Source organism: Pseudomonas sp. JE3303, assembly GCF_056312565.1.
The window spans coordinates 223,656-249,139 of sequence record NZ_JBWGIF010000004.1 but is presented as its reverse complement, the minus strand read 5'-3'; the positions used below and the strand labels follow the sequence as shown (position 1 = coordinate 249,139).

Below are 25,484 nucleotides of genomic sequence, written 5' to 3'. Positions count from 1 at the left end.
CTTGTTTTTTGCCCGCCAAGACCTTCAGTGGATAGGGTGTTATGTCCGGAAAAGCGCAACAGCAGTCTCGCATCAAAGAGTTGATCACCCGCGGTCGTGAGCAGGGCTACCTGACTTACGCGGAGGTCAACGACCACCTGCCAGAGGATATTTCAGATCCGGAGCAGGTGGAAGACATCATCCGCATGATCAACGACATGGGGATCAACGTATTCGAGAGTGCTCCGGATGCGGATGCCCTTTTGTTGGCCGAAGCCGACACCGACGAAGCCGCAGCTGAAGAAGCCGCAGCAGCGTTGGCGGCTGTGGAAACCGACATCGGCCGCACGACTGACCCGGTGCGCATGTATATGCGCGAAATGGGTACCGTCGAGCTGCTGACCCGCGAAGGCGAGATCGAAATCGCCAAACGCATCGAGGAAGGCATCCGTGAAGTCATGGGCGCCATCGCTCACTTCCCGGGTACTGTCGACTACATTCTCAGCGAATACGACCGCGTCACCAGCGAAGCTGGCCGCTTGTCCGACGTTCTCAGCGGCTACATCGATCCGGACGACGGCATTGCCCCTCCGGCCGAAGTACCGCCACCTGTCGATGCCAAGGCTGCAGCCGCCAAGGCCGATGACGACGAGGAAGAAGACGGCGACGACAGCGACGAAGAGGAAGAGACCGAAAGCGGTCCGGATCCTGAAATCGCCCGTCAGCGTTTCGGCGCTGTTGCCGACCAGCTAGTCGTTGCCAACAAGTCGCTGAAGAAGCACGGCCGCAGCAACAAGGAAACCATCGCTGAACTGCTGCTTCTGGCAGAGCTGTTCATGCCGATCAAGCTCGTGCCAAAGCAGTTCGAGGTTCTGGTCGAGCGCGTTCGCGGTGCCCTTGACCGTCTGCGCGCCCAGGAACGCGCCATCATGCAACTGTGCGTCCGTGACGCCCGCATGCCACGTGCCGACTTCCTGCGCCTGTTCCCGGGCAACGAAGTCGACCAGACCTGGAGCGGTGACCTCTCCAAGCGCAGCACCAAGTGGGCTGCTGCCCTGGGCGAGAAGGACGCGGCCATCGTCGCCTGCCAGCAGAAGCTGGTCGACCTCGAGACCGAGACAGGCCTGACTGTCGCTGAAATCAAGGACATCAACCGTCGCATGTCGATCGGTGAGGCCAAGGCCCGCCGCGCGAAAAAGGAAATGGTCGAGGCCAACCTGCGTCTGGTGATTTCCATCGCCAAGAAGTACACCAACCGTGGCCTGCAGTTCCTCGATCTGATCCAGGAAGGCAACATCGGCCTGATGAAGGCGGTGGACAAGTTCGAATACCGTCGCGGCTACAAGTTCTCGACCTATGCCACCTGGTGGATCCGCCAGGCGATCACCCGTTCGATCGCCGACCAGGCGCGCACCATCCGTATTCCGGTGCACATGATCGAGACGATCAACAAGCTCAACCGTATTTCCCGCCAGATGCTGCAGGAAATGGGCCGCGAGCCTACCCCGGAAGAGCTGGGTGAGCGCATGGAGATGCCTGAGGACAAGATCCGCAAGGTATTGAAGATCGCCAAAGAGCCGATCTCCATGGAAACTCCGATCGGTGACGACGAAGACTCGCACCTGGGTGACTTCATCGAAGACTCGACCATGCAGTCGCCAATCGATGTCGCCACGGTCGAAAGCCTCAAGGAAGCAACCCGTGACGTGCTCTCGGGCCTGACCGCCCGCGAAGCCAAGGTGCTGCGCATGCGCTTTGGCATCGACATGAACACTGACCACACCCTTGAAGAGGTCGGCAAGCAGTTTGACGTGACCCGTGAGCGGATCCGTCAGATCGAAGCGAAGGCGCTGCGCAAGCTGCGCCACCCGACGAGAAGCGAACACTTGCGTTCCTTCCTCGACGAGTGATGACAAACCCCGGCCCAGGCCGGGGTTTTTCTTGCATGATGAAAAAATGCCATTACGGCCCTGATCGCCCTCCCCCCTTGCAAAATGCCCGTCTACACTCGAATCAGTCCAACTGATCGAGAGGCCGCTATGCCTTCTATGCCGGCCCTTCTGTTGTTGCTCCTGATAGCTTGGAACACAACCGCCGGTGCGCTTACCCTGACAGATGAGGAGCAAGCCTGGCTCAGCGCGCACCCGCAGCTGCGCCTGGGCGTTGACGCCGCCTGGCCCCCTTTCGAGTATCGGGATCAGGAAGGGCGATACCAGGGATTGGCCGCCGATTACATCGCATTGATCCAGGATCGCCTCGGCGTCGCTCTCGAGCCGGTTCCATCGACCAGGTGGGCCCAGGTGCTTGAACAGGCTCGGAGCAATGACCTGGAACTGCTGCCCGGCGTCATGTCGACGCCAGAGCGCGAGAGCTACCTGTCGTTCACCCGCCCCTATCTCGATTTCCCCATTGTCATCCTGGCACGTGACCGCGGCCCGCAACCGCGCGCGCTCGAGGACCTCACCGGGTTGAAGATCGCCGTGGTGGAAAACTACGCGCCCCATGAACTGCTGCGCACCTACCATCCGGACTTGAGCCTGACCGCACTGCCTAATGTAAGCGCCGCGCTGCAGGCTTTGGCTACCGGCGAAGTGGACGCCGTGGTCGGTGATCTCGCGTCTTGTATCTGGAGCCTGCGCGAGCTCAAGCTCGATGGCTTGCATGTCAGTGGCGAAACGCCTTATCGCTATCAGCTCGCCATGGCGGTCCCGCGTGAACACAAGGTGCTGGCCGGCATCCTCGACAAAGTGCTGGCTGACCTGAGTCCTGGCGAAGTCAGCACGATACAGGAGCACTGGGTGGGCAACGTGTTCGATCAGCGCACCTTCTGGCACAACATGCTGACTTATGGCTTGCCCGCCATACTGGTGCTGGTGGTCATACTGGGCGCCGTTATCCGCATCAACCGGCGCCTGAGCTCGGAGATTTCCCGGCGTATCGCGTTGGAGCAAGAGCTTCGCAGCAGTGAGTACCACTACCGCGGACTGGTCGAAAGCCTGTCGGCCATCGCCTGGGAAGCGGATGCCAACGATTTTACCTACAGTTACGTCTCGCCCCACGCCGAAGGTCTGCTCGGCTACCCGCTGAACGAGTGGCTCAAACCCGGCTTCTGGCGCAGCATCCTGCACCCCGAGGACGCGTTGTGGGCGCAAGCCTACTGCGACAGCGAGACGGCGGCGGGACGCGATCACAGCCTCGACTACCGTGTGATACGCGCCAACGGTCATACCCTGTGGGTGCGCAACATCGTCAGCATGATCGAACACGGCCACAAACCAGTGATGCGCGGGCTGATGATCGACATCAGCGAAACCAAACATATCGAAGACGCCTTGCGCCTATCGGAGCAGAAGTTCGCCTCGGTATTCCAGCAGTGCCCCGACATTCTGGTCATCGCTCGCCACAGCGACGGCTGCCTGCTGGAGGTCAACGAAGCATTCGAAGAGCAGATCGGCCTGAGCTCATCCCAAGTGATTGGCCGAACGTCCACCGAACTCAACCTCTGGGGCGTGTCAGGCGCTGGTCCGGCAGTGCTCGAACGCCTGCAGCAAGGGGGCATGCGCAATCTCGAAATGACCTTCCGGCGCAGCAACGGCCAGGTTTTCACTGGCCTGACGTCCGCCGAAACCTTCGAGCTCGACAGCACGCTGGCATTGGTAGTGGCCGTGCGTGATATCAGCCAGCTCAAGGAAACCCAGGAGCAGTTGCAGATATCCGAGGAGAAATTCGCCAAGGCTTTCCATGCCTCTCCCGACGGGCTGCTGCTGTCGCGCCAGAGCGATGGGCTGCTGATCGAGGTCAACGAAGGCTTCTGCCGCCTCACCGGCTACGACCTGAATCCCAGCCTCGACCAGACCTCGATGGACCTCGGCATCTGGGTCGACCTGAACGAGCGCAAGCGACTGGTCGATATGCTCCAGCGTGATGGCTTCGTGCGTGACTTCAGCTGCCATATCCGCCGCAGTGACGGTCAGATCCGCCTGTGCGAGCTGTCGGCCCGGCCGCTGCCGATTGCCGGTGTCGAATGCATCCTGACCATTGCCCGCGACATCACCGAACGCCACCTCATGCAGGAAAAACTGCAACTGGCCGCCACCGTGTTCGAGAACACCGCCGAGGGCGTGCTGATCACCGATACTGATCAGCGCATCACCGCGGTCAACCGCGCATTCAGCGAGATCACCGGCTACAGCGAGGCCGAAGCACTTGGCCAGACGCCCCGCCTGCTGGCCTCGGGTCAACACGACAGCGCTTTCTATGCCGCCATGTGGCACCAGCTGACTGCCGAAGGTCACTGGCAAGGCGAAATCCACAACCGCCGCAAGAACGGCGAGTTGTACCCGGGGTGGTTGACCATCAGCGCGGTGCGCAACCTGGAGCGGGAAATCACCCATTTCGTCGCAGTCTTCGCCGACATCTCCAGCCTCAAGCATGCCCAGGCCAAGCTTGACTACCAGGCCCACCATGACCCTCTGACCGGCCTGCCCAACCGCACCCTGTTCGAGAACCGCCTGGAAGCCGCACTGACCAGCGCACAGGTTTCCAATCGCCAGGGCGCAGTGCTGTTCCTTGACCTGGACCGCTTCAAGCACATCAACGACAGCCTGGGCCACCCCGTGGGCGACCTGCTGCTCAAGGGTATCGCCCAGCGCCTGAAGGATCAGGTGCGCGACGTCGATACCGTGGCCCGCCTCGGGGGTGACGAGTTCATCATCCTGCTGCCCGGCCTCCACAAGTCCAGCGATGCCAACGCCATCGCCAACAAGCTGCTGATGTGCTTCAGCGCGCCATTCCAGGCGGGCGAGCACGAGTTCTTCACCAGTGCGAGCATCGGCATCAGTCTTTATCCACAGGATGGCTGCGACGTCGCCTCGCTGATCCGCAACGCCGACGCCGCTATGTACCGTTCCAAGGCCAAGGGTCGTAACCGCGTCGAGGCCTACACCCGCGACCTCACCGCCCAGGCCAGCGAACGCGTTGCGCTGGAGCATGAACTGCGCCGGGCGATCGAGCGAAACGAGCTCAGCTTGTGCTACCAGCCAAAATTCAGCCTCAAGACACAGAGCCTGGTGGGTGCCGAAGCGCTAATCCGCTGGACCCATCCCACCTTCGGCGAAGTCCCGCCGGAGCATTTCATTCACCTGGCGGAAGAGAATGGCACCATCCTGCAGATCGGCGACTGGGTACTCGAACAGGCGTGTCGCCAGATGTATAGCTGGCAGAAAACCTACGAACCATTTGGCCCGTTGTCGATCAACCTGGCCGGTGCCCAGCTGCGCCAGCCCAACCTGGCCAAGCGAATCGAACACCTGCTCAAGGCCTACCAGCTCAAACCGGGAGACCTGCAGCTGGAGATCACCGAAAACTTCATCATGAGCCAGGCCGAGGAGGCCCTCGCGATCCTGCACCAGCTCAAGCAACTGGGCGTGCAGCTGGCCATCGACGATTTCGGCACGGGCTACTCGTCGCTGAGTTATCTCAAGCGCTTGCCGCTGGATATCCTCAAGATCGACCAGTCCTTCATCCGCGGCCTCCCCGACGATCCCAACGACGCCGCCATCGCCCGCGCCATCATTGCCCTGGGCCGAAGCATGCAGTTGACCATCATTGCCGAAGGTGTCGAGAACCACCCACAGCAGCAATTCCTGGCCGCGGAAGGCTGCGAGCAGATCCAGGGGTATATCGTCAGCCTGCCATTGCGGCCAGAAGAATTCGCATCCGCGTTTTTACGCATAGCACTTTCCGATCTTTCGGATAGCACCGCATCGAAACCCTCGCTATAATCCGGCCTCCTTCTGGGGCCTATAGCTCAGTTGGTTAGAGCAGAGGACTCATAATCCTTTGGTCCACGGTTCGAGTCCGTGTGGGCCCACCAAACTCAAAGCCGCGCATTGCGCGGCTTTTGTGTTTCTGACGGAGCGCCGTAACGACAAAGATTCTAGAACAGACCCTGTGCCGCCCCGCAGATAACGGCTTCCACCGTAACTACAATTGTTAAGCTGTGTAAAAATCGAGGCTTGATCATCGTCGACGGAAAAACAAGCACCTGATGAATGCTTATGTATCTGGTATCAATGTGAACATTCATGGCTTTGACCACTGCCGAAACATTACCGACGGACCGGTCATTCTCCTGGCCTCGGGAGCGTCTGCCAGAGACTTCCCCATGGCCGAGTTTGCGCACATACCGGTTATCGCGATGAATGGCTCAATCGCCATGCTGCAGGCCACTGACACTGATCCGTTTTTCTACGCCTGCACTGACAAGGACTTCCCCAATCAACAGCCTGCATTGTTTGCCGACGCCATGCGCCGCAGTCAACGGGTTGCGATCTGGGAAGAGTTCGCACAAGCGGAGCACGCCTCACCACAGGGTGAGGTGTATTGGCTGAGCAAGGCCCGCAACCTGACGTTTCTGCAAACCCTGCTGCGCAAGCAGGAACCGCTGGTACGCAACGCCAACAGCCTGGACAAACGCACGCGCTCGATCGGCTTCAGCCTTGACCTCGAGCATGGTTTTTTCGATGCCCGTACGGTCGCCTTCCTGGCGCTGCAGCTCGCCTACCATGTCGGCTTTCGGCAGGTATTCCTGGTTGGCGTCGACCTGGATCAAACTGCGGGCCGATTCTATGAAGATGAAAAGGGTGAGCGCTCGCCCTGCGGGCTGGATCAACACTTCGAGAAGCGCATCCTGCCTTCGCTCAAGTTGATGGCGGACCGGGTCGTCGGCGAGCGGTTTCGCGTCTACAACCTGTCGCCGAACTCGAGAATACCCAACGAGGTCATTCCCAAGATCGATCTCGAGACGATGCGGTCGATGCTCTAGCCAACAGGACCATCATCCCTTGGCATCGGCCGCAGCTCGGACGTGCGCTGGTTGTAGAACACACACTCGGACGGCAGGTCCCGATTGACCAGGGTCATTGCACCGATCGCGACGTTGTCACCGATGCTCAGTCGATCGGCGATGATGCAGCTGCAAGCGCCCATGCTGACGTTGTCGCCAATCCTCAGGTCATAGTGATCCAGGCCAAGTGTCTTGATGCCGATGGTGGCGTTCTGGCGGATGAGGAAGTTACGACCTATATGGGCATGACGCGTGATGACGACCCCTGGCAAGTGGGCGATACGCAGGCCTGGTCCGATCGTCGCCCCCATGTCGATGTCCACGGCGTACTTGAGATTGAGCTTCTGTTGCAGGCGCTTCGAATAGCGTTCCCGCAGGCCACCCTTCCCGACCAGATACTGACCCAGGCGAAACGCAAACAGGAACCGCAGCTTGTTGTCCTTGCGTGCTCTGCGCAGGATATTGAAAAAGAGGCTGATCCTGCGCCCGGGTTGCTTCTTGTTGGAGACTTCCACTCGCCAACATTCCAGTAGCTCTTCAAGTGTCACGGTACAGATCTCGTCAGCGATGAATCGTTACGGCAATCATTTGACCGCGCCCAGGCGAAAAGTTGTCAGGCACCTCGCTTGCACTGTTTCCCACCGCCTGATTAGGCTGGACGTCGAGATGCCTCTCCTATACTCAGGCTCCGCCCACGCGCAGCCCCTGGCCAAGGTCATTCATGAACAAGAACAACAACGATCGCCATCCCGCTGACGGCAAGCCACCCGTCACCATGTTCGGCCCGGACTTCCCTTTCGCTTTCGACAGCTGGCTGGAGCATCCTGCCGGGCTGGGCAGCATTCCCGCTGAACGCCTGGGCGAGGAAGTGGCGATAGTCGGCGCCGGCATTGCCGGGCTGGTGGCAGCCTACGAGCTGATGAAGCTCGGCCTGAAGCCGGTGGTCTATGAAGCCTCGAAGCTTGGCGGCCGTCTGCGCTCACAGGCATTCAACGGCACCGATGGAATTGTCGCGGAACTCGGTGGCATGCGCTTCCCGGTGTCCTCTACGGCCTTCTATCACTATGTCGACAAGCTCGGCCTGGAAACCCGGCCCTTCCCAAACCCGCTGACGTGCGCCTCGCCCAGCACCGTGATCGATCTTGAAGGCCAGACCTGGTACGCCGAGACTGCAGCCGACCTGCCTGCGGTGTTTGCCGAAGTCGCCAACGCCTGGGCCGATGCGCTGGAAGACCGTGCGCAGTTCGGCGACATCCAGCAGGCCATCCGCGAACGCGACGTTCCGCGCCTCAAGAGCCTTTGGGATACGCTGGTGCCGCTGTGGGATGACCGTACCTTCTATGATTTTGTCGCAACGTCCAAAGCGTTCGCCAACCTGAGCTTCCTGCACCGTGAGGTGTTTGGCCAGGTGGGCTTCGGGACAGGCGGCTGGGACTCGGACTTCCCCAACTCGATGCTGGAGATCCTGCGCGTGGTGCTGACCAACTGCGACGATCACCAGCATCTGGTGGTCGGCGGTGTCGAGCAGGTGCCCCAGGGGATCTGGCGCCACGCCCCGGAACGCTGTGCCCACTGGCCGGCAGGCACCAGCCTCAAGTCGCTGCACAACGGCGCGCCGCGCCCTGGGGTGAAGGGAATTGCCCGTGCCGCCGATGGCCGCCTGACGGTCACCGACAACTGGGGCGACACCCGCCATTATGCCGCCGTGCTGACCACCTGCCAGAGCTGGCTGCTGACCACCCAGATAGAATGCGAAGAGTCGCTGTTCTCACAGAAACTGTGGATGGCCCTGGACCGCACCCGCTACATGCAGTCATCGAAGACCTTCGTCATGGTCGACCGGCCGTTCTGGAAGGACAAGGACCCGGAAACCGGCCGCGACCTGATGAGCATGACCCTCACTGACCGTCTGACCCGTGGCACCTACCTGTTCGACAACGGCGACGACAAGCCGGGGGTGATCTGCCTGTCGTACTCGTGGATGAGCGACGCCCTTAAGATGCTCCCGCATCCGGTCGAGAAACGCGTGAAGCTGGCCCTCGATGCGCTGAAGAAGATCTACCCGAAGCTGGATATCGCCGGCCACATCATCGGCGACCCGATCACCGTGTCGTGGGAGGCCGACCCGTACTTCCTCGGCGCCTTCAAGGGCGCGCTGCCGGGACACTACCGCTATAACCAGCGCATGTACGCGCACTTCATGCAGCAGGACATGCCGGCCGAACAGCGCGGCATCTTCATCGCCGGCGATGACGTGTCGTGGACACCCGCGTGGGTCGAAGGGGCCGTGCAGACATCGCTCAATGCGGTGTGGGGTATCATCAATCACTTCGGTGGGCAGACCCACCCGGATAACCCTGGCCCTGGCGATGTCTTCAACGAGATCGGACCGATCGCCCTGGCCGACTGATCGAGGAGAGCTGCGATGCGCATCGCATTGTTCCAGGCCGCGCCCCATCCGCTGGACGTGCCTGGCAATCTCGAGCGCCTGCACCAGCAGGCGCAACTGGCCGCCGAGCGAGGGGCGCAGCTGCTGGTGTGCCCGGAAATGTTCCTGACCGGCTACAACATCGGCAGCGATGCCGTCGACCGGCTGGCCGAAGCCGAGGATGGACCCTCGGCGATGGCGGTGGTCGAGATCGCCCAGGCGCACCGGATCGCCATCGTCTACGGCTACCCCGAACGCGCCATCGACGGCCAGGTGTACAACAGCGTGCAACTGATCGACGCCCATGGCAGCAGCCTGTGCAACTACCGCAAGACCCACCTGTTCGGCGATCTGGACCGCAGCCTGTTCAGTGCGGGCGCCGATCACTTTCCCGTGGTCGAGCTCGATGGCTGGAAGCTCGGCCTGCTGATCTGCTACGACATCGAGTTCCCGGAGAACGCCCGGCGCCTGGCGCTGGACGGCGCCGAGCTGATCCTGGTGCCGACCGCCAACATGACGCCCTACGATTTCATCTGCCAGGTGACCGTGCGCGCCCGCGCCCAGGAGAACCAGTGCTACCTGGTCTATGCCAACTATTGCGGTGCCGAGCACGATATCCAGTACTGCGGGCAGAGCAGCATCATCGGTCCGGACGGCAGCCTGCTGGCCATGGCCGGACATGATGACTGCCAACTGCTGGCCGACCTGGACCGCGAGCGCGTGCTGCGGGGTCGCCGGGACTTCCCCTACCTGGTGGACCTGCGCCGCGAGCTGCATGCCATGCCGCGCAAGGACTGATTTTCCGCCATGCCTGACACTCCTTGTCACCTGACTCTGGAAAACGGCCTGCAGTTGACCCTGCGTCATGCCCCACGCCTCAAGCGCTGCGCCGCCGCGTTGCGGGTCAGTGCCGGCAGTCACGATGCTCCGCCCGCCTGGCCAGGGCTGGCGCATTTTCTCGAGCATCTGTTCTTCCTGGGTACCGTCCGCTACCCGCTCGAAGACGGCCTGATGCGCTTCGTGCAGAACCAGGGCGGACAGGTCAATGCGAGCACCCGCGAGCGTTACACGGAATTCTTTTTCGAGGTGCAGCCTGCGGCGCTGGAAGGTGGACTTGCGCGCTTGTGCCAGATGCTTGCCGAGCCGGACCTGGGCATTGAACGCCAGCGCCGAGAACGCGAAGTGATCCATGCCGAGTTCATCGCCTGGTCGCGCAATCCGCAGGCGCAACGCCAGTTCACCTTGTTGCAGGCAGTCTCGCCACGCCATCCCCTGAGCGGCTTCCACGCGGGAAACCGGCATAGCCTGGCGCTGCAGGACCCTGCATTCCAGCAAGCCTTGCAGGGCTTTCACCAGCGCTTCTATCGCGCCGGGCAGATGACCCTGAGCCTGTGCGGACCCCAGCCGCTGGAGGCGCTTGAAGCCCTGGGGCGGCAATACGGCAGCCTCTTCGCCGACGGGCAAAAGGTCACGCAAAGCGAGCCTCCCGTCCTGATCGAAAAGGCTATGGACATCATCCCCCGTCCGGGTGAACTGGACCTCTTGTTCGCTCATGAGCGTTTGCCCAAAGGTGCTCAGCCGGCCCTGGAACTGCTGACCGCCTGGCTCGAAGACAGCCGTCCGGGCAGTTGGGTCGCAGCGCTACGTGAGCGGGGCTGGTTGCGCGGGCACGGCGTCGAGGTGCTGTATGCCTTTGCCGGGCAGTTGCTGTGGCATGTCCAGGTCAAGCTGGAAGCTGGCGCACCGCAGGATGAAGTCCGTGATCTGCTCCACGGCTGGTTTGGCGCCTTGCGCCAGGCCGATGCCGCGCAGTTGAATGTGGAATTCGCCCGCCTGCAAGGCAGTCGCGAGCAAGCCGCCAGCGCGCTTGAGCTGGCGCGTCGGGACAGCAGTGGCCAGCCCTTCAGAGCCTTGGACAAGGCGGAGCTTGAGGCGCTGCGCACGCTGCTCGACGATCTGCCCCTGAGTCACAACGACCGCTGGCAATTGCCCGGCCCGGACCCTCTGCTCCTGACCGAGACGCTTGAGCGCAAAGGCGCACCCCTGCCGACAGGCCTCTCCGTCAGTACCTTGCTTCCATCGTCCCGTGAGTACGGCGCCCTCTATCTGCGCTGGCAGGTAACCCGTCCTCTGCGCCAGCGCCTGCACGATGTTCTGGAATGCGGGCTACGGCCACTCACCGAACAGGCCCGGCGCGCCTCTGTGCAACTGCAGTTCAGCGCCAGCGGCGATGCATGGCAACTGCGGTGCGCAGGCTCGCCGGCAGCGGTGCTGCAGGTGGTCCAGGCCGCGCTGAAACTCCTCGGCAATCCTCCGGCTGCGAGCTGGCGGGAGACAGACAGCCCGCACCCGCCGCTGATCCCCATCCGTGCGCTGCTCAAGCGCTTGCCAGACGCCCTTCTCGATATCGCCGAAAACCCTCAGCCTGCGGACACACTCGCCCCCTCCCTGCTCGACAGCGTGTGGCAGGATGCGCGCTGGCACGGGTTGGCCGTTGGCTTCGGCGAACCCGAGCAGCGGGCCTTGGGGGCGGCGCTGGGCAAGATTCCAGGACTGCCGGCGGCGCCGGCCTCCATTGCGTTGGCATCTGGCCGGCGCTGGCAGGTGTGTCCGGTATCCGGTAGCGAGCAGGCGCTGCTGCTGTTCTGCCCAGTGCCGCCTGTACATGAGGCTGCCGGACGCTTGCTCGCCCAGTTGCTGCAAGGCCCTGTGTACCAGCGCCTGAGGGTCGAGCTGCAACTGGGCTATGCGGTGTTCAGTGCCTTTCGTCAGATCGAGGGACGCTGCGGCCTGTTGTTCGGTGTGCAATCACCCAGCGCCAGCCATGGCGAGATACTTGGCCACCTGGAGCAGCTCCTGCACCGTGGCGTGCGGCTGGACAGATCCGTGCAGCAGAGCCTGGCGGCTCAATTCAACGAAGCGGCCATGGCCAATCCCGAGGTCGCCGAGTGGGCATGGCAGACACACCTTGCGACACAAGCGGAAGATCTCGCCTTGGTTGGCGAGTCTATCCTGGCTATGGAGCAACAGGATGTGACAGATCTTCTGCAGCGTTTGCTGGAGGCGGAATGGGGTTGGCTATGCCTCGCCAATGGCCCCGCGCCAGAGGCCGGCTGGCACTCATGACGGCAGAATTGTTACGGAAGAGGTAACAGCGCTTATCGAATAATTAACCTTTCGGTACACAAAATTCTTGTAAGATAGCGCAATCCCTGTTGTGGAACCCTTGGCTACGAATGACGCACTAACCAGTAGCTGACAACCCCAAACCTGCCCGGAAGGAGTCATCCCATGTGGACCAAACCTGCTTACACTGACCTGCGTATCGGCTTTGAAGTGACCATGTATTTCGCAAGCCGCTGAGTCTGCTTGCGGTACAACGCCTCGGCTTGCCGGGGCGTTTTCATTTTTGCAGACGGAGTAGCCATGTACATCCAGATTCTCGGCTCGGCGGCCGGCGGTGGTTTCCCCCAGTGGAACTGCAATTGCGTGAACTGCAAGGGCTACCGTGAGGGCACCCTGCGGGCCACGGCGCGCACCCAGTCATCGATAGCCTTGTCCGATGACGGCGAGCACTGGATCCTGTGCAACGCCTCGCCGGATATCCGCGCCCAGCTGCAGGCCTTCGCACCGATGCAACCGGCCCGGGCCCTGCGTGATACCGGCATCGATGCGATCATTCTGCTCGACAGCCAGATCGACCACACCACCGGCCTGCTCAGCCTGCGCGAAGGCTGCCCGCACCAGGTGTGGTGCACCGAAATGGTCCACCAGGACCTGTCCACCGGCTTTCCGCTGTTCAACATGCTCAGCCACTGGAACGGCGGCCTGGCCTGGAACCGCATCGAACTCGACGGCAGCTTTGTCATCGACGCCTGTCCGAATCTCAGGTTCAGCCCCTTCCCGCTGCGCAGCGCTGCCCCGCCCTACTCGCCGCACCGCTTCGACCCGCACCCGGGCGACAATCTCGGGCTGATGGTCGAGGACCTGCGTACCGGTGGCAAACTGTTCTACGCCCCAGGCCTGGGCCAGGTCGACGACGCGCTGCTGCGCAGGATGCACGACGCCGATTGCCTGCTGGTCGACGGCACGCTCTGGGAGGATGATGAAATGCAGCAGCGCGGTGTTGGTACCCGCACCGGCCGCGAGATGGGCCACCTGGCGCAGAATGGCCCAGGCGGCATGCTTGAAGTGCTGGACGGTTTCGAACGCCAGCGCAAGGTGCTTATCCACATCAACAACACCAACCCGATTCTCGATGAAGACTCGCCCGAGCGGGCCGAGGTCAACCGCCGGGGCGTGGAAGTCGCCTTCGACGGCATGAGCATCGAGCTGTAGGAGCCCTGATGAGCGACGCCACGCCGATGTCCCCTGCCGAGTTCGAGCAGGCCTTGCGCGCCAAGGGCGCCTATTACCACATCCATCACCCCTACCACGTGGCGATGTACCAGGGCCGCGCCACCCGCGAACAGATCCAGGGCTGGGTAGCCAACCGCTTCTACTACCAGGTGAACATCCCGATGAAGGATGCCGCGATCCTGGCCAACTGCCCCGACCGCGAAGTACGCCGCGAGTGGATCCAGCGCCTGCTCGACCACGATGGTGCTCCTGGCGAGGACGGCGGCATCGAGGCCTGGCTGCGCCTGGGCCAGGCCGTGGGCCTCGATCCCGATCAGCTACGCTCGCAAGAACTGGTGCTGCCCGGAGTCCGTTTCGCCGTCGACGCCTACGTCAACTTCGCGCGCCGTGCCAGCTGGCAGGAAGCAGCCAGCAGCTCGCTGACCGAGCTGTTCGCTCCGCAGATCCATCAGTCGCGGCTCGACAGCTGGCCGCAGCACTACCCATGGATCGACCCGGCCGGCTATGAATACTTCCGCACCCGCCTGGGCCAGGCGCGGCGGGATGTCGAGCACGGCCTGGCGATCACCCTGCAGCACTACACCACGCGTGACGGCCAGGAGCGCATGCTCGAGATCCTCCAGTTCAAGCTGGATATCCTCTGGAGCATGCTCGATGCCATGACCATGGCCTATGAGCTGAACCGTCCGCCCTACCACAGCGTCACGCCCGAGCGGGTGTGGCACAAGGGGATCGCGTTATGAGTTTCAACCGAGAGCAGGTGCCCAGCTGGCGCCCCGGTTACCGCTTCCAGTACGAGCCTGCGCAAAAAGGCCACGTGCTGCTGTACCCCGAAGGCATGATCAAGCTGAACGAGAGCGCAGCCTTGATCGGCGGCCTGATCGATGGCCAGCGCAGCGTGGCGGCAATCATCGCCGAGCTCGCGCAACAGTTTCCCGATGCGCCCGAAATCGGCGACGACATCGAGCAGTTCATGGAGGTGGCCCGTGCCGAACACTGGATCGTCCTCGCCTGAGATGCCCGGCAAGCCGCAGGTCGGCTTGCCGCTGTGGCTGCTGGCCGAGCTGACCTACCGCTGCCCCCTGCAGTGCCCTTACTGTTCCAACCCCCTGGACTTCGCTGCCCAGGGCAAGGAGCTGAGCACCGAGCAGTGGTTCCGGGTGATGGCCGAGGCGCGTGAGATGGGCGCGGCGCAGCTAGGGTTTTCCGGCGGCGAGCCACTGGTACGGCAAGACCTTGCCGAGCTGATCGGCGAAGGCCGGCGGCTGGGCTACTACACCAACCTGATCACCTCCGGCATCGGCCTCACGGAGCAGAAGATCGCTGCGTTCAAGCAGGCCGGGCTGGATCACATCCAGATCAGCTTCCAGGCCAGCGACGAGCAGGTCAACAACCTGCTGGCGGGTTCGAAAAAGGCCTTCGCGCAGAAGCTGGAGATGGCACGTGCGGTCAAGGCCCACGGCTATCCGATGGTGCTCAACTTCGTCACCCACCGGCACAACATCGACAAGATCGACCGCATCATCGAGCTGTGCGTCGCGCTCGAGGCAGATTTCGTCGAGCTCGCCACCTGCCAGTTCTACGGCTGGGCGCACCTCAACCGCGCCGGCCTGCTGCCGACCCGCGCGCAACTCGAACGGGCGGAGCGCATCACCAACGAGTACCGGGAAAAACTCAAGGCCGCGGGCAACCCGTGCAAGCTGATCTTCGTCACCCCGGACTATTACGAAGAGCGTCCCAAAGGCTGCATGAACGGCTGGGGCAGCGTGTTTCTCACCGTTACCCCCGACGGCACCGCCCTGCCCTGTCATGGTGCCCGCCAGCTGCCGGTGGAATTTCCCAACGTGCGCGAACACAGCATGCAGCACATCTGGTATGACTCGTTCGGCTTCAACCGCTTCCGTGGCTACGACTGGATGCCCGAGCCCTGCCGCTCGTGCGACGAAAAGGAAAAGGACTTCGGCGGCTGCCGCTGCCAGGCCTTCATGCTCACCGGCGATGCCAGCAAGGCGGACCCGGTGTGCGCCAAGTCAGCCGACCACGGCATCATCCTCAAGGCCCGCGAGGAGGCCGAGCATGCCCACCTCGCCATTGAAGAGCTGACCTTCCGCAATGATCGAAACTCACGCGTCATCGTCCGCGGCTGACCCCTTCAGCTCCGCCCAGGCCGTCGCGGCCGGTACCGACTTCGCCGAACTCAAGGTGGGTGCGGCCGGGGTGTTCTGGAATGAATTCCGTCCCGCGGACGGTGCGTGCCGGATATGGCACTGGCACCGGCAACAGCCCCGGTGCCTGACGCCCGATGGTTTCAGCGCGCGCAGCCGCGTGTACGAATATGGCGGTGGCAGTTTCTGCATCGGCGGGGATGGCGTGCTGTTCGTCAATGAATCGGACCAGCAGATCCATACCCAGGACCTTGAAGGCGGGGCGCCGCGCGCACTGACCCAAGGGCATTCGCGCTATGGCGATCTGCAGTGGCATGACGGACAGGTCCTGGCGGTAGAAGAGACCCAGACGGACGATGCGGTAGTGCACCGCCTGGTGTCGATCACGGGCGAGACTCGCGCCGTTCTGGCCGAAGGCTCGGACTTCTACGCCTCGCCGACGCTCAGCGAGGATGGCCAGCGCCTGGCGTGGATCGAGTGGTCACGGCCTGCCCAGCCCTGGACGCGGACCCGGTTGCTCTGCACCGACAGGGATCCCAGCGGTGATTGGGGGCCGGTGCACTGCATCGCAGGTGACAGCGAGGCGGAGCAGTCACTGCAGCAGCCCCGTTTCGATTCCACCGGCCGGCTTTATTGCCTGTCGGACCTCAATGGCTACTGGCAACCCTGGGGCGAGGTCGATGGCCAGTGGCAGCCCCTGCCCGCCGCCCCCGCCGATCACGCCGCCGCGCCCTGGCAGCTGGGCGCCAGCACCTGGCTGGCGATCAGCGGCAACGAGTACCTGGCCACCTGGTTCGAGCAAGGGTTTGGCCGCCTGGGTCTGCGCAAGGCCGGCGCCAGCGTGGAGCACTACACAAGCGATTACACCCGTTTTCGCAGCCTGGCGATGGACCATGAGCATATTTATGCGATCGCGGCTTCAGCCGTGAGTCCACCGGCAATCATTGCTATTTCCCGTGCGGATGGCGGCGTGAAAATACTTGCCGGTGGAAGCCTGGCGCTGCCCCTTGATCGCATCAGCCGCCCCCAGCCAATCAGCTATCCCAGTGGCGACGGGATTGCCCACGGTTTCTTCTATCCAGTGATGGGCAGTGAAACCCCCTCGCCGCTGGTGGTCTTCATCCACGGGGGGCCCACCTCGGCCTGCTACCCGGTGCTCGACCCGCGCATCCAGTACTGGACCCAGCGCGGCTTCGCCGTGGCCGACCTCAACTACCGGGGCAGTACCGGCTACGGCCGCGCCTATCGCCAGGCCCTGCACCTGCGCTGGGGGGAGATCGATGTAGAGGACGCCTGTGCGGCCGTCGCTCATCTGGTCGGGCTCGGTTTGGTCGATCCTGAAAAGGCGTTCATTCGAGGCGGCAGCGCCGGCGGCTACACCACACTCTGTGCCCTGGCCTTCCACGACGTATTTCGCGCGGGCGCCAGCCTGTACGGGGTCAGCGATCCAGTGGCCCTGGCCCGCGCTACGCACAAGTTCGAAGGAGACTACCTCGACTGGCTGATCGGCGATCCCGAGCGCGACGCGGAGCGTTACCGCCAGCGTACGCCTCTGCTGCATGCCGCCCGGATCAGCGTTCCGGTGATCTTCTTCCAGGGCGAACTGGATGCCGTGGTGGTACCCGAGCAGACCCGGGCCATGCTGGCGGCGCTTGAGGCCAATGGCATCCCGGCCGAAGGGCATTTTTATGCGGGAGAGCGGCATGGGTTCAGGAAAGCGGAGAACCTGGCCCATGCGCTGGAGGAAGAGTGGCGGTTTTACTGCCGGGTGTTGACGAACGGGTCTAGCGCTTCGCGATGATGTACACCGCATGCACGATCCCTGGGATGTAGCCCAGCAGGGTCAGCAGGATATTCAGCCAGAAGGCACCAGCGAAACCGACCTGCAGGAACACGCCCAACGGGGGCAGGAGAATGGCGATGATGATACGGATCAGGTCCATGAAAAATGCTCCTAAAGGTGAGTAGTGATAATGACTGCGGGGGCGCAGGAGAGGTTCCCCGCGCCCCCGCCACACCCTTGTCCCTGCCAAAAAAAACGCCCCGGGCCAAAAAATGCAGGCCAGGGGCGATGCGCAGAAACGCGAGACGGTTCTTCAATTCTGGGGCCCTTTACCTCACGCCGGCACCACGCGGCGCTTCTGCTGCTGGCCATGCAACCGGGTGAAAGCCCGCGCCAGGCGCAGCAGCATCTCGTCGATATTGCCCCTGCTCACCGTCAACGCCGGTGACAGACGCACCACATCAGGCTGCGGGGCGTTAAGCAGCAACCCTTCCTCAAGCGCAGCCTGGACCAGCTCCTGGGCGGTGTCCTCATGCAACTGCATGGCCCAGAGCAGCCCCTGCCCGCGCACTTCGCCCTGGCCATAACGACCGGCCAGGCGGGCCAGGCCATCGCGCAGGTGGCGGCCGCTGTCCTGTACCTGCTCGAAGAACCCGGGCTCGAGCACGGTCTCCAGCACCGCAAGGCCAGCGGCGCTCATCAACGCGTTGCCGTGATGGCTGCCTTCGAGCTCGCCGGGCGCCGCGCAGCAGGCGGTGCCGCGGGCCAGCAGGGCGGCCAGGGGCACGCCGCCGCCCAGCCCCTTGCCCAGCGTGATGATGTCCGCACGCACGCCATAGGTCTGCTCGGCCAGCAACGCACCGCAACGGCCTACGCCCGTCTGCACTTCATCGAGAATCAACAAGATGCCCAGCTCACGGCACAGCCGTTCGACACCCTGGAGATAGTCCCGTGTAGCCGGGATGACCCCGGCCTCGCCCTGGATTGGCTCGAGCATGATTGCCACGGTGCGCGAATCAACCGCGGCATGCAGCGCTTCAAGGTCGTTGAACGGCACCTTGCTGAAACCTGGCAGCCCTGGTTCACAGCGATTGCAGGGCGATGGGTCCGATGCTGACAAGGCTCCCAGGCTACGTCCATGGCAACTCTGGCTGGCGGTGATGATGTGATAGGCGCCGTTGCGATGAAGCTGGCCCCATTTGCGCGCCAGCTTGATCGCGCCTTCGCAGGCCTCAGCACCGCTGTTGAGGAGATAAGCCTGGTCGCTGCGAGTGCTCTGGCACAGGCGGTTGACCAGCGTCAGCAGGCCACGGCTGTGAAATCCGGAGCCCGGGTTGATCAGCGCCTGCACCTGACTGCTCAGTGCCTCGACCAGCACGCTGGGGCTGTGCCCAAGGCTGTTGACCGCGCAGCCTTGGGTGAAGTCCAGAAAGGCGTTACCTTCGCTGTCCCACAGCCACGAACCCTGGCCACGGACAAACACTTGAGAGGCACGCTCGGTGCCGGGCATCAGGCAATCCCGTGACAGCGGCAAGGCCTCGGGCACGGCAACGGGCGTGCGCTCGGCGACAGCAGGCGTCTGTCGGCGCAGGTTGAACAGGTTCATGCAGGCTCCAACGAATCACGGTATCGAGTGCCAAGGCCCCGGTCACAAGCCAGGAAATGTTGCTGATCAGCTCAAGACTGATTTTTTGCCTTGCCTATCTATAAATCCATTGCTGTCCGGGCCAGGAACGTCTCTGCGCATCCTGCAAGGCACCGGAATGCGGGATAGACTAGGGCTCTAGCGGGCCTTGGGCCATTTGGTTTTTCCAGCTTTTTCGATAAGTGCTACTTATGGATTTTCGCCAACTGCGTTATTTCGTCGCGGTGTATGAAGAAGGACATGTCGGACGGGCAGCCGAACGCCTGTCGCTGTCTCAGCCTGCCCTGTCGCAACAGATCCGTCAGCTGGAGCACAGCCTCGATGTCAGCTTGTTCGAGCGCAGCAACAAGCGACTGCTGCCGACCCTCGCCGCTCATACCCTCTACAACCATGCCCTGCCCTTGCTGGACGGTTTGCAGCGGGCCCGCGAGGCACTGGGAAACTTCAAGGGCCAGTCGCTCCGCACCCTGGCCATCGGCGTGCTCCAGACCGTGCGGCCAAGCCTGGTACCGCGCCTGCTCGAGCGGGTGCGCAAGGCGCAGCCGCATCTGGTGGTGCAGATCTACGAACTTTCGGGCCTGGAGATCGAGCGACGTTTGCTCAATGGCGGGCTGGACATCGGCATCAGCTATCTGCCCCCACGCCAACCTGGGCTGCATGGGCTGCTGCTGTACGAGGATGAGCTGCAACTGGTCATCCCCAACACCCACCCCTTGAAGGAATTCAAGAAAGTCTCGATCCAGCAAGCCGCCGAGCTGCCCTTGCTGATGCTTGGGGAAGAATTCCAGATCCGCCAAATCTGGGAATCGCAACTGGCGGCACTTGGCCGTCGGCCCCAGGTACAGGCAGAGATGAACAACATGGGCGGGATTCTCGACAGTCTGGCGCATACGTCGCTGGCGACCATCTTGCCCGGACGGGCCAAGGAGGCTGCAGAAGACGAGCAGGAACTGCTGTGGAAGCCGTTGAGCGAACCCAGGGTGCCGCTGAAGGTAGGACTGGTGTTTCGCGATGCGCAACGTCAGCAGACCTCGGTCGAGCTGCTTCGTACATTGCTTGAGGAAGAATCCGACCCCCGACCGTTGGGAGTCTCACCGCTGGAGGTGCTCGGCGCTTAAAACACGCACACAAAGAAAACCCCGCCGAAGCGGGGATTTTCCAGACTGTTTCCCTGACATCCTTATCGCCCCGCCACCCTGGCAGGAATCCTACGAATCCGTGTCCTGTCCTTTGCGCTTCCTGCGCTGCGTCCATGTGAGAAAGATTACCTGTGGATCCAATCGTAGGATAGAGGCGAAATGTCACCACGGCGTGTAGGAAAAGGCTTACAAGTTACAAAACTTGTCAGAATTGATCCTCATCCAGCAGGTACAGCGACTCGCTGCCAGCCCTGACCGAAGTTACTAGGGAATGGATGCGCGGCAGCAGGCGGGCGAAGTAGAAGCGGGCCGTGCCGAGCTTGGCGGCGTAGAAGTCCTCCTCACCCTGGCGAGCCAACGCGGTCCTGGCCATGAGAGCCCACATGTACGCATAGGCGGTATAGCCAAAGGCATGCAGGTATTCGACCGAGGCGGCGCCTATCTCGTTCGGGTTGCTTCTGGCGCGATCGAGCACCCAGGCGGTCAGGTCGTCGAGCTGGTCGAGCGCGGCGCCCAGTGGTCTGGCGAACTCCCCGAGCTGGCCGTCGGCGCTGGCGATGAAAGCGCGAATCTCATCGGCGAACACCCGGTACATCGCGCCGCCGCTGCCGACCACCTTGCGGCCCATGAGGTCCAGCGCCTGGATGCCGTTCGTGCCTTCGTAGATCTGGGTGATACGCACATCACGCACCAGCTGCTCCTGGCCCCATTCACGAATATAGCCATGGCCTCCGAACACCTGCTGGCCATGCACCGTGGTTTCCAGGCCCAGGTCAGTCAGAAAAGCCTTGGCCACTGGCGTCAGCAGGGCAACCAGGTCTTCCCCACGCTTGCGCGCGGCCGGATCCTCGCTGTACTTCGCGGTATCGAGTTGCAGCGCGACGTAGCTCGAGAACGCCCGTCCGCCCTCGTTGAGGGCCTTCATGGTCAGCAGCATGCGCCGCACGTCTGGGTGGACGATGATCGGATCGGCCGGTTTGTCCGTGGCCTGCGCGCCGGTCGGGGCCCGGCTCTGCAGACGGTCGCGGGCGTATGCGATGGCGTTCTGGTAGGAGCGCTCGGCTGACGCCAGGCCCTGGATACCCACGCCAAGGCGCTCGTAATTCATCATGGTGAACATGGCTGCCAGGCCCTTGTTGGCCTCGCCGACCAGGTAGCCGACCGCGCCATCGAAGTTCATCACACAGGTGGCTGAAGCCTGGATACCCATCTTGTGCTCGATCGAACCGCAATTGGCCGGGTTGCGCTCGCCCAGGCTGCCATCGGCATTGACCAGGAACTTGGGCACGAGCAACAGCGAAATACCCTTGGGCCCCGCAGGTGCATCCGGCAGCTTGGCCAGCACCAGGTGGATGATGTTTTCGGTCAGGTCGTGCTCACCGCCAGTGATGAAGATCTTGGTGCCGGTGACCTTGTAGCTGCCGTCGGCCTGGGGCTCCGCGCGGGTGCGGATGATGCCCAGGTCGGTACCGGCGTGTGGCTCGGTGAGGCACATGGAACCGGCCCAGGTGCCGGCGTACATGTTCGGCAGATACTTGCGCTTGAGTTCTTCACTGGCGTGGGCGTTGATCGACAGGCAGGCTCCGGCAGTGAGCATGGGGTACAGGCCGAAGGACAGGCTTGAAGCGTTGACCATTTCCTCGACCTGGGCGGAGATTACCTTGGGCATGCCCATCCCTCCGTAGGACGGATCCCCGCCAACCCCTACCCAGCCACCTCCGGCATAGGTCTTGTAGGCCTCGATGAACCCGGCCGGCGTGCGCACCGCACCGTTGTCCCACTGGCAGCCTTCTTCATCCGCGGCGCGGTTCAGCGGTGCGATGCACTTGCCTGTGACCTTGCCCGCTTCCTCGAGCACGGCCATGGCCGTGTCCTCGTCGACCTGCTCTGCCAAGGCAGGCATCCGAGCCCAGAGGCGAGACACTTCGAAGACTTCATTGAGAACGAAGCGCATATCGCGCAGCGGCGCTTTGTATTCAGCCATGGCTACCTCTCGCTAGTAGGGCGGGGACGGCCCCGGGGGACCGTGGCACTGTGATTTCGGACGATACCGATTGCGCAGATGCATAGCGTAGTTGGCAATCAGCTTGTGTACTGTCTTGAGATGCAGAAGACATTTATGGCCTCGCGGAGTGTGCTTGGGGCCTTGTGGGATTCGCGCGAGGCGTGCGCTTGGGGCCTTGTGGCGCCCGCGCGAGGTGTGCGCTTGGGGCCTTGTGGCGCCTTTGAGATCGAGCGCCGCCCGCGCGGCGCATCGCGACACAAGGCCCTAAGCGCACGCCTCGCGCGGGCACTGCAAGGCCCCAAGCGCACGCTTCGCGCGGCCCCCACAAGACCCCAAGCGCACGCTACACCTCACCTCAATAAGACAACCCGAAATGCTCCTCATCCATGTCCATCAAGTTCCCCGCACCCGACAACATCGTCGCCACATGGGTGCGGGTACGCGGCAGGATGCGCTGGAAGTAGAAGCGCGCGGTCTGCAGCTTGGCGGTGTAGAACGCCTCTTCACTGGTGCCGGCAGCCAGCTTTTCGGCAGCCAGGCGGGCGATGTCGGCCCAGAAGTAGGCAAGGCAGGCGTATCCCGAATACATCAGGTAGTCCACCGAAGCGGCACCGACTTCTTCGCGGTCTTTCATCGCGGCCATGCCGACCTTGAGAGTCAGCTCGCCCCATTCCTTGTTCAACTGCGCCAGCGGTTCGACGAACTCCTTGACCGCCTCGTTGCCTTCCTGGGCCTGGCAGAACTTGTGCACGATCCTGGTGAAACCCTTGAGCGCCTCACCCTGGGTCATCAGTACCTTGCGCCCGAGCAGGTCGAGGGCCTGGATGCCGGTGGTGCCCTCGTAGAGCATGGAAATGCGGCTGTCGCGTACGTTCTGCTCCATGCCCCACTCGGCAATGAATCCATGACCGCCGTAGATCTGCACGCCATGGTTGGCGGCCTCGAAGCCGACTTCGGTCATGAACGCCTTGGCGATCGGGGTCATGAAGGCCAGCAGCGCGTCAGCCTTCTTGCGCTCTTCTTCGTCCTGGCTGTACTTGAGAATGTCCACTTGCTTGGCGGTGAAGTAGACCATGGCGCGGTTGCCTTCGGCGAAGGCCTTCATGGTCAGCAGCATGCGGCGGACGTCCGGGTGGACGATGATCGGGTCAGCGGCCTTTTCCGGAGCCTTGGGGCCGGTGAGCGAGCGCATCTGCAGACGGTCGCGGGCATATTTCAGGCCACCCTGGAACGCTACCTCGGCGTGGGCCAGGCCTTGCAGCGCGGTCCCCAGGCGGGCGGTGTTCATGAAGGTGAACATGCAGTTCAGGCCCTTGTTGGCCGGGCCGATCAGGTAACCGGTGGCAGCATCGAAGTTCATCACGCACGTGGCGTTGCCGTGGATGCCCATCTTGTGCTCGAGCGAACCGCAGCTCACGCCATTGCGCTCACCCACGCCGCCTTCGGCGTTGGGCAGGAACTTGGGCACGATGAACAGCGAGATGCCCTTGGTGCCAGCCGGTGCATCGGGCAGGCGAGCAAGGACGATATGAACGATGTTGTCGGCCATGTCGTGTTCACCGGCCGAGATGAAGATCTTCGTACCGCTGACCTTGTATGACCCATCGGCCTGAGGCTCGGCCTTGGTGCGCAGCATGCCCAGGTCGGTACCGCAGTGGGGCTCGGTCAGGCACATGGTGCCGGTCCACTCGCCAGTCACCAGCTTGCTCAGGTAAGTATGCTGTTGCTCTTCGGTGCCATGGGCAGACAGGGTATTCATCGCGCCATGGGAGAGGCCCGGGTACATGCCCCACGACCAGTTCGACTCACCTACCATCTCGCTGATCGCCAGCCCCAGGGACTCTGGCAGGCCCTGGCCGCCATGGTCGACATCGTGGGCCAGGCTCGGCCAGCCGCCTTCGACGAACTGCGCGTAGGCTTCCTTGAAGCCGGTCGGCGTCTTCACGCCCGACTCACTCCAGGTGCAGCCTTCCAGGTCGCCGACGCGGTTCAGCGGGGCCAGCACCTGTTCACAGAATTTCGCACCTTCCTCGAGGATCGCATCGACCATGTCGGGCGTAGCGTCCTGGCAACCCGGCAAGCTTTGATAATGCGCTTCGTAGCCGAGCAGTTCGTCGCGGACGAAGCGGATATCACGCAAGGGGGCTTTGTAATCAGGCATAGCGATGAACCTCAGCTGATAAGTCCGGTTAGGGAGACCGCATTACACCGACCAGCTCTTGGCGGCCTTCGGTCAAACAGTTGTTTGAAACTTACGTTTTAGCGTAGCCGAAGTCAAGGAAGCGGGGAGGGTTTTCACGCCACAGAAAATGGCGTTTGTGCCACACGGATTTGCCCGCATGCGATTGCCATACGCCATGTCGCGCAGAGGCGAACTGCCCTGATTAAAGCAGTGATGGGCCAGGATGACCCGTTGAAAAGACTAATAGCTTTATGCCAGCTGATAGACCGGGCTAGTCCAGCAGGTCCAGTTGCAAGTGCGTCGCGACCACATCAGCCGTGGCTGGCCGGAGCTTGGGCACCCGCCCGAGGCAGGGCGCAGGAAGGCGCTCGGCCAGACTGGCGAGGTTTTCTTCCAGGCGAGAAGTACGCGGCTCGATGATGTTGGCCACCCAGCCCGCCAGTGGCAGGCCATCGTGAGCAATCGCCTCCGCGCTGAGCAAGGCATGGCTGATACAGCCTAACCTGACCCCTACGACAAGAATCACCGGCAGCTGAAGGGCGATGGCGAGGTCCGACAGGCTAGCCTGACCCGACAGTGGCACCCGCCAGCCGCCCGCGCCTTCGATCAAGGTGAAATCGGCGCCCTGGGCCAGCACCTCCCGCATCGGGTCGAGCAGCGCCTGAACACTCAAGGTCACTCCCGCCTCCCGCGCGGCCAGGTGCGGCGCGATGGCAGGCTCGAAGGCAAAGGGATTGACCTGCTCGTAAGGCAACTTCACCGAGCTTTCGGCGATCAACGCCTGGGCATCGGCGTTGCGCAGCCCCTTGCCGGTCAGCGTGCAACCGGAGGCGACCGGCTTTGCGCCGAGCGTGCTCAACCCGCTTAGACGCGCGGCATGCAACAGGCCAGCGGCGATGGTGGTCTTGCCAACATCGGTGTCTGTTCCTGCGATGAAGTATCCCCGGCTCAT

The 25,484-nt window shown here is 62.7% G+C and carries 19 protein-coding genes and 1 tRNA gene; 14 read left to right on the top strand and 6 right to left on the bottom strand.

From position 1 onward, the window contains the following. The first annotated feature begins 41 nt into the window (after window positions 1-41). The 4 genes from rpoD (at window position 42) to AC0ZZU_RS08110 (ending at window position 6,805) form a co-directional block, all read left to right on the top strand. Window positions 42-1,889, top strand: a complete 1,848-nt coding sequence (gene rpoD / locus AC0ZZU_RS08125; protein WP_476339986.1) for an RNA polymerase sigma factor RpoD — start codon at window positions 42-44, stop codon at window positions 1,887-1,889. 129 nt (window positions 1,890-2,018) lie between these two features. Further along, window positions 2,019-5,762 (top strand): bifunctional diguanylate cyclase/phosphodiesterase, encoded by a 3,744-nt coding sequence (locus AC0ZZU_RS08120; RefSeq protein WP_476339985.1) that lies wholly within the window; start codon window positions 2,019-2,021, stop codon window positions 5,760-5,762. A gap of 15 nt (window positions 5,763-5,777) precedes the next feature. After that, window positions 5,778-5,854 (top strand) — tRNA-Ile (locus AC0ZZU_RS08115). A 174-nt stretch (window positions 5,855-6,028) separates the two neighbouring features. Then, window positions 6,029-6,805 carry a lipopolysaccharide biosynthesis protein gene (locus AC0ZZU_RS08110; protein ID WP_476339984.1) on the top strand — a complete coding sequence of 259 codons (777 nt, stop codon included), beginning with the start codon at window positions 6,029-6,031 and terminating at the stop codon, window positions 6,803-6,805. Here AC0ZZU_RS08110 and AC0ZZU_RS08105 read toward each other — a convergent pair. Beyond that, window positions 6,802-7,374 carry a serine acetyltransferase gene (locus tag AC0ZZU_RS08105; protein WP_476339983.1) on the bottom strand — a complete coding sequence of 191 codons (573 nt, stop codon included), beginning with the start codon at window positions 7,372-7,374 and terminating at the stop codon, window positions 6,802-6,804. The genes AC0ZZU_RS08110 and AC0ZZU_RS08105 overlap by 4 nt on opposite strands. A gap of 173 nt (window positions 7,375-7,547) precedes the next feature. Here AC0ZZU_RS08105 and AC0ZZU_RS08100 point away from each other — a divergent pair, with 173 nt between their 5' ends. The 9 genes from AC0ZZU_RS08100 to AC0ZZU_RS08060 all read left to right on the top strand — a co-directional run bounded on the left by AC0ZZU_RS08100 (window position 7,548) and on the right by AC0ZZU_RS08060 (window position 17,579). Then, a complete protein-coding gene (locus AC0ZZU_RS08100; RefSeq protein ID WP_476339982.1) occupies window positions 7,548-9,236 on the top strand; it encodes a flavin monoamine oxidase family protein in 1,689 nt (562 codons plus the stop codon). A 15-nt stretch (window positions 9,237-9,251) separates the two neighbouring features. Next, a complete protein-coding gene (locus AC0ZZU_RS08095; RefSeq protein WP_476339981.1) occupies window positions 9,252-10,052 on the top strand; it encodes a carbon-nitrogen hydrolase family protein in 801 nt (266 codons plus the stop codon). 9 nt (window positions 10,053-10,061) lie between these two features. Beyond that, window positions 10,062-12,380, top strand: a complete 2,319-nt coding sequence (pqqF, locus tag AC0ZZU_RS08090; protein WP_476339980.1) for a pyrroloquinoline quinone biosynthesis protein PqqF — start codon at window positions 10,062-10,064, stop codon at window positions 12,378-12,380. Window positions 12,381-12,545: 165 nt separating this feature from the next. Next, entirely contained in the window at window positions 12,546-12,617 is a 72-nt protein-coding gene (pqqA, locus tag AC0ZZU_RS08085) for a pyrroloquinoline quinone precursor peptide PqqA (protein ID WP_008365141.1), read from the top strand. Between the two features lie 63 nt (window positions 12,618-12,680). Further along, window positions 12,681-13,592, top strand: coding sequence for a pyrroloquinoline quinone biosynthesis protein PqqB (gene pqqB, locus AC0ZZU_RS08080; RefSeq protein WP_476339979.1), 912 nt, complete (start codon window positions 12,681-12,683; stop codon window positions 13,590-13,592). 8 nt (window positions 13,593-13,600) lie between these two features. Next, complete coding sequence (gene pqqC / locus AC0ZZU_RS08075) at window positions 13,601-14,356, top strand: pyrroloquinoline-quinone synthase PqqC (protein ID WP_476339978.1); 756 nt, start codon at window positions 13,601-13,603, stop codon at window positions 14,354-14,356. Further along, complete coding sequence (pqqD, locus tag AC0ZZU_RS08070; RefSeq protein ID WP_476339977.1) at window positions 14,353-14,628, top strand: pyrroloquinoline quinone biosynthesis peptide chaperone PqqD; 276 nt, start codon at window positions 14,353-14,355, stop codon at window positions 14,626-14,628. Before pqqC ends, pqqD begins: the two co-directional genes overlap by 4 nt. Then, window positions 14,600-15,760 carry a pyrroloquinoline quinone biosynthesis protein PqqE gene (pqqE, locus tag AC0ZZU_RS08065; protein WP_158461413.1) on the top strand — a complete coding sequence of 387 codons (1,161 nt, stop codon included), beginning with the start codon at window positions 14,600-14,602 and terminating at the stop codon, window positions 15,758-15,760. The genes pqqD and pqqE overlap by 29 nt, the downstream gene beginning before the upstream one ends. Further along, complete coding sequence (locus AC0ZZU_RS08060; RefSeq protein WP_476339976.1) at window positions 15,726-17,579, top strand: S9 family peptidase; 1,854 nt, start codon at window positions 15,726-15,728, stop codon at window positions 17,577-17,579. Before pqqE ends, AC0ZZU_RS08060 begins: the two co-directional genes overlap by 35 nt. Here the strand turns inward: AC0ZZU_RS08060 and AC0ZZU_RS08055 are convergent. Beyond that, complete coding sequence (locus AC0ZZU_RS08055) at window positions 17,563-17,721, bottom strand: YqaE/Pmp3 family membrane protein (RefSeq protein WP_158461417.1); 159 nt, start codon at window positions 17,719-17,721, stop codon at window positions 17,563-17,565. The genes AC0ZZU_RS08060 and AC0ZZU_RS08055 overlap by 17 nt on opposite strands. A gap of 174 nt (window positions 17,722-17,895) precedes the next feature. Next, window positions 17,896-19,167 carry an aspartate aminotransferase family protein gene (locus tag AC0ZZU_RS08050; protein ID WP_476339975.1) on the bottom strand — a complete coding sequence of 424 codons (1,272 nt, stop codon included), beginning with the start codon at window positions 19,165-19,167 and terminating at the stop codon, window positions 17,896-17,898. A 230-nt stretch (window positions 19,168-19,397) separates the two neighbouring features. Between AC0ZZU_RS08050 and AC0ZZU_RS08045 the strand changes: the two genes are divergently transcribed. Continuing rightward, window positions 19,398-20,324, top strand: coding sequence for a LysR family transcriptional regulator (locus tag AC0ZZU_RS08045; protein ID WP_476339974.1), 927 nt, complete (start codon window positions 19,398-19,400; stop codon window positions 20,322-20,324). A gap of 226 nt (window positions 20,325-20,550) precedes the next feature. On the opposite strand, the gene AC0ZZU_RS08040 is transcribed toward AC0ZZU_RS08045, so the two are convergent. From AC0ZZU_RS08040 to bioD, 3 genes are all read right to left on the bottom strand, one after another. Continuing rightward, window positions 20,551-22,329 carry an acyl-CoA dehydrogenase C-terminal domain-containing protein gene (locus AC0ZZU_RS08040; RefSeq protein ID WP_476339973.1) on the bottom strand — a complete coding sequence of 593 codons (1,779 nt, stop codon included), beginning with the start codon at window positions 22,327-22,329 and terminating at the stop codon, window positions 20,551-20,553. A 376-nt stretch (window positions 22,330-22,705) separates the two neighbouring features. Continuing rightward, complete coding sequence (locus tag AC0ZZU_RS08035) at window positions 22,706-24,511, bottom strand: phenylacyl-CoA dehydrogenase (RefSeq protein ID WP_476339972.1); 1,806 nt, start codon at window positions 24,509-24,511, stop codon at window positions 22,706-22,708. 292 nt (window positions 24,512-24,803) lie between these two features. Beyond that, a complete protein-coding gene (bioD, locus tag AC0ZZU_RS08030) occupies window positions 24,804-25,484 on the bottom strand; it encodes a dethiobiotin synthase (RefSeq protein WP_476339971.1) in 681 nt (226 codons plus the stop codon).

Excerpts from the sequence above, each read along its gene's own strand:
- rpoD (WP_476339986.1), top strand. The coding sequence starts at position 42 with ATGTCCGGAAAAGCGCAACAGCAGTCTCGCATCAAAGAGTTGATCACC.
- AC0ZZU_RS08120 (WP_476339985.1), top strand. The coding sequence starts at position 2,019 with ATGCCTTCTATGCCGGCCCTTCTGTTGTTGCTCCTGATAGCTTGGAAC.
- AC0ZZU_RS08110 (WP_476339984.1), top strand. The coding sequence starts at position 6,029 with ATGAATGCTTATGTATCTGGTATCAATGTGAACATTCATGGCTTTGAC.
- AC0ZZU_RS08100 (WP_476339982.1), top strand. The coding sequence starts at position 7,548 with ATGAACAAGAACAACAACGATCGCCATCCCGCTGACGGCAAGCCACCC.
- AC0ZZU_RS08095 (WP_476339981.1), top strand. The coding sequence starts at position 9,252 with ATGCGCATCGCATTGTTCCAGGCCGCGCCCCATCCGCTGGACGTGCCT.
- pqqF (WP_476339980.1), top strand. The coding sequence starts at position 10,062 with ATGCCTGACACTCCTTGTCACCTGACTCTGGAAAACGGCCTGCAGTTG.
- pqqB (WP_476339979.1), top strand. The coding sequence starts at position 12,681 with ATGTACATCCAGATTCTCGGCTCGGCGGCCGGCGGTGGTTTCCCCCAG.
- pqqC (WP_476339978.1), top strand. The coding sequence starts at position 13,601 with ATGAGCGACGCCACGCCGATGTCCCCTGCCGAGTTCGAGCAGGCCTTG.
- pqqD (WP_476339977.1), top strand. The coding sequence starts at position 14,353 with ATGAGTTTCAACCGAGAGCAGGTGCCCAGCTGGCGCCCCGGTTACCGC.
- AC0ZZU_RS08060 (WP_476339976.1), top strand. The coding sequence starts at position 15,726 with ATGATCGAAACTCACGCGTCATCGTCCGCGGCTGACCCCTTCAGCTCC.
- AC0ZZU_RS08055 (WP_158461417.1), bottom strand. The coding sequence starts at position 17,721 with ATGGACCTGATCCGTATCATCATCGCCATTCTCCTGCCCCCGTTGGGC.
- AC0ZZU_RS08050 (WP_476339975.1), bottom strand. The coding sequence starts at position 19,167 with ATGAACCTGTTCAACCTGCGCCGACAGACGCCTGCTGTCGCCGAGCGC.
- AC0ZZU_RS08045 (WP_476339974.1), top strand. The coding sequence starts at position 19,398 with ATGGATTTTCGCCAACTGCGTTATTTCGTCGCGGTGTATGAAGAAGGA.
- AC0ZZU_RS08040 (WP_476339973.1), bottom strand. The coding sequence starts at position 22,329 with ATGGCTGAATACAAAGCGCCGCTGCGCGATATGCGCTTCGTTCTCAAT.
- AC0ZZU_RS08035 (WP_476339972.1), bottom strand. The coding sequence starts at position 24,511 with ATGCCTGATTACAAAGCCCCCTTGCGTGATATCCGCTTCGTCCGCGAC.
- bioD (WP_476339971.1), bottom strand. The coding sequence starts at position 25,484 with ATGAGCCGGGGATACTTCATCGCAGGAACAGACACCGATGTTGGCAAG.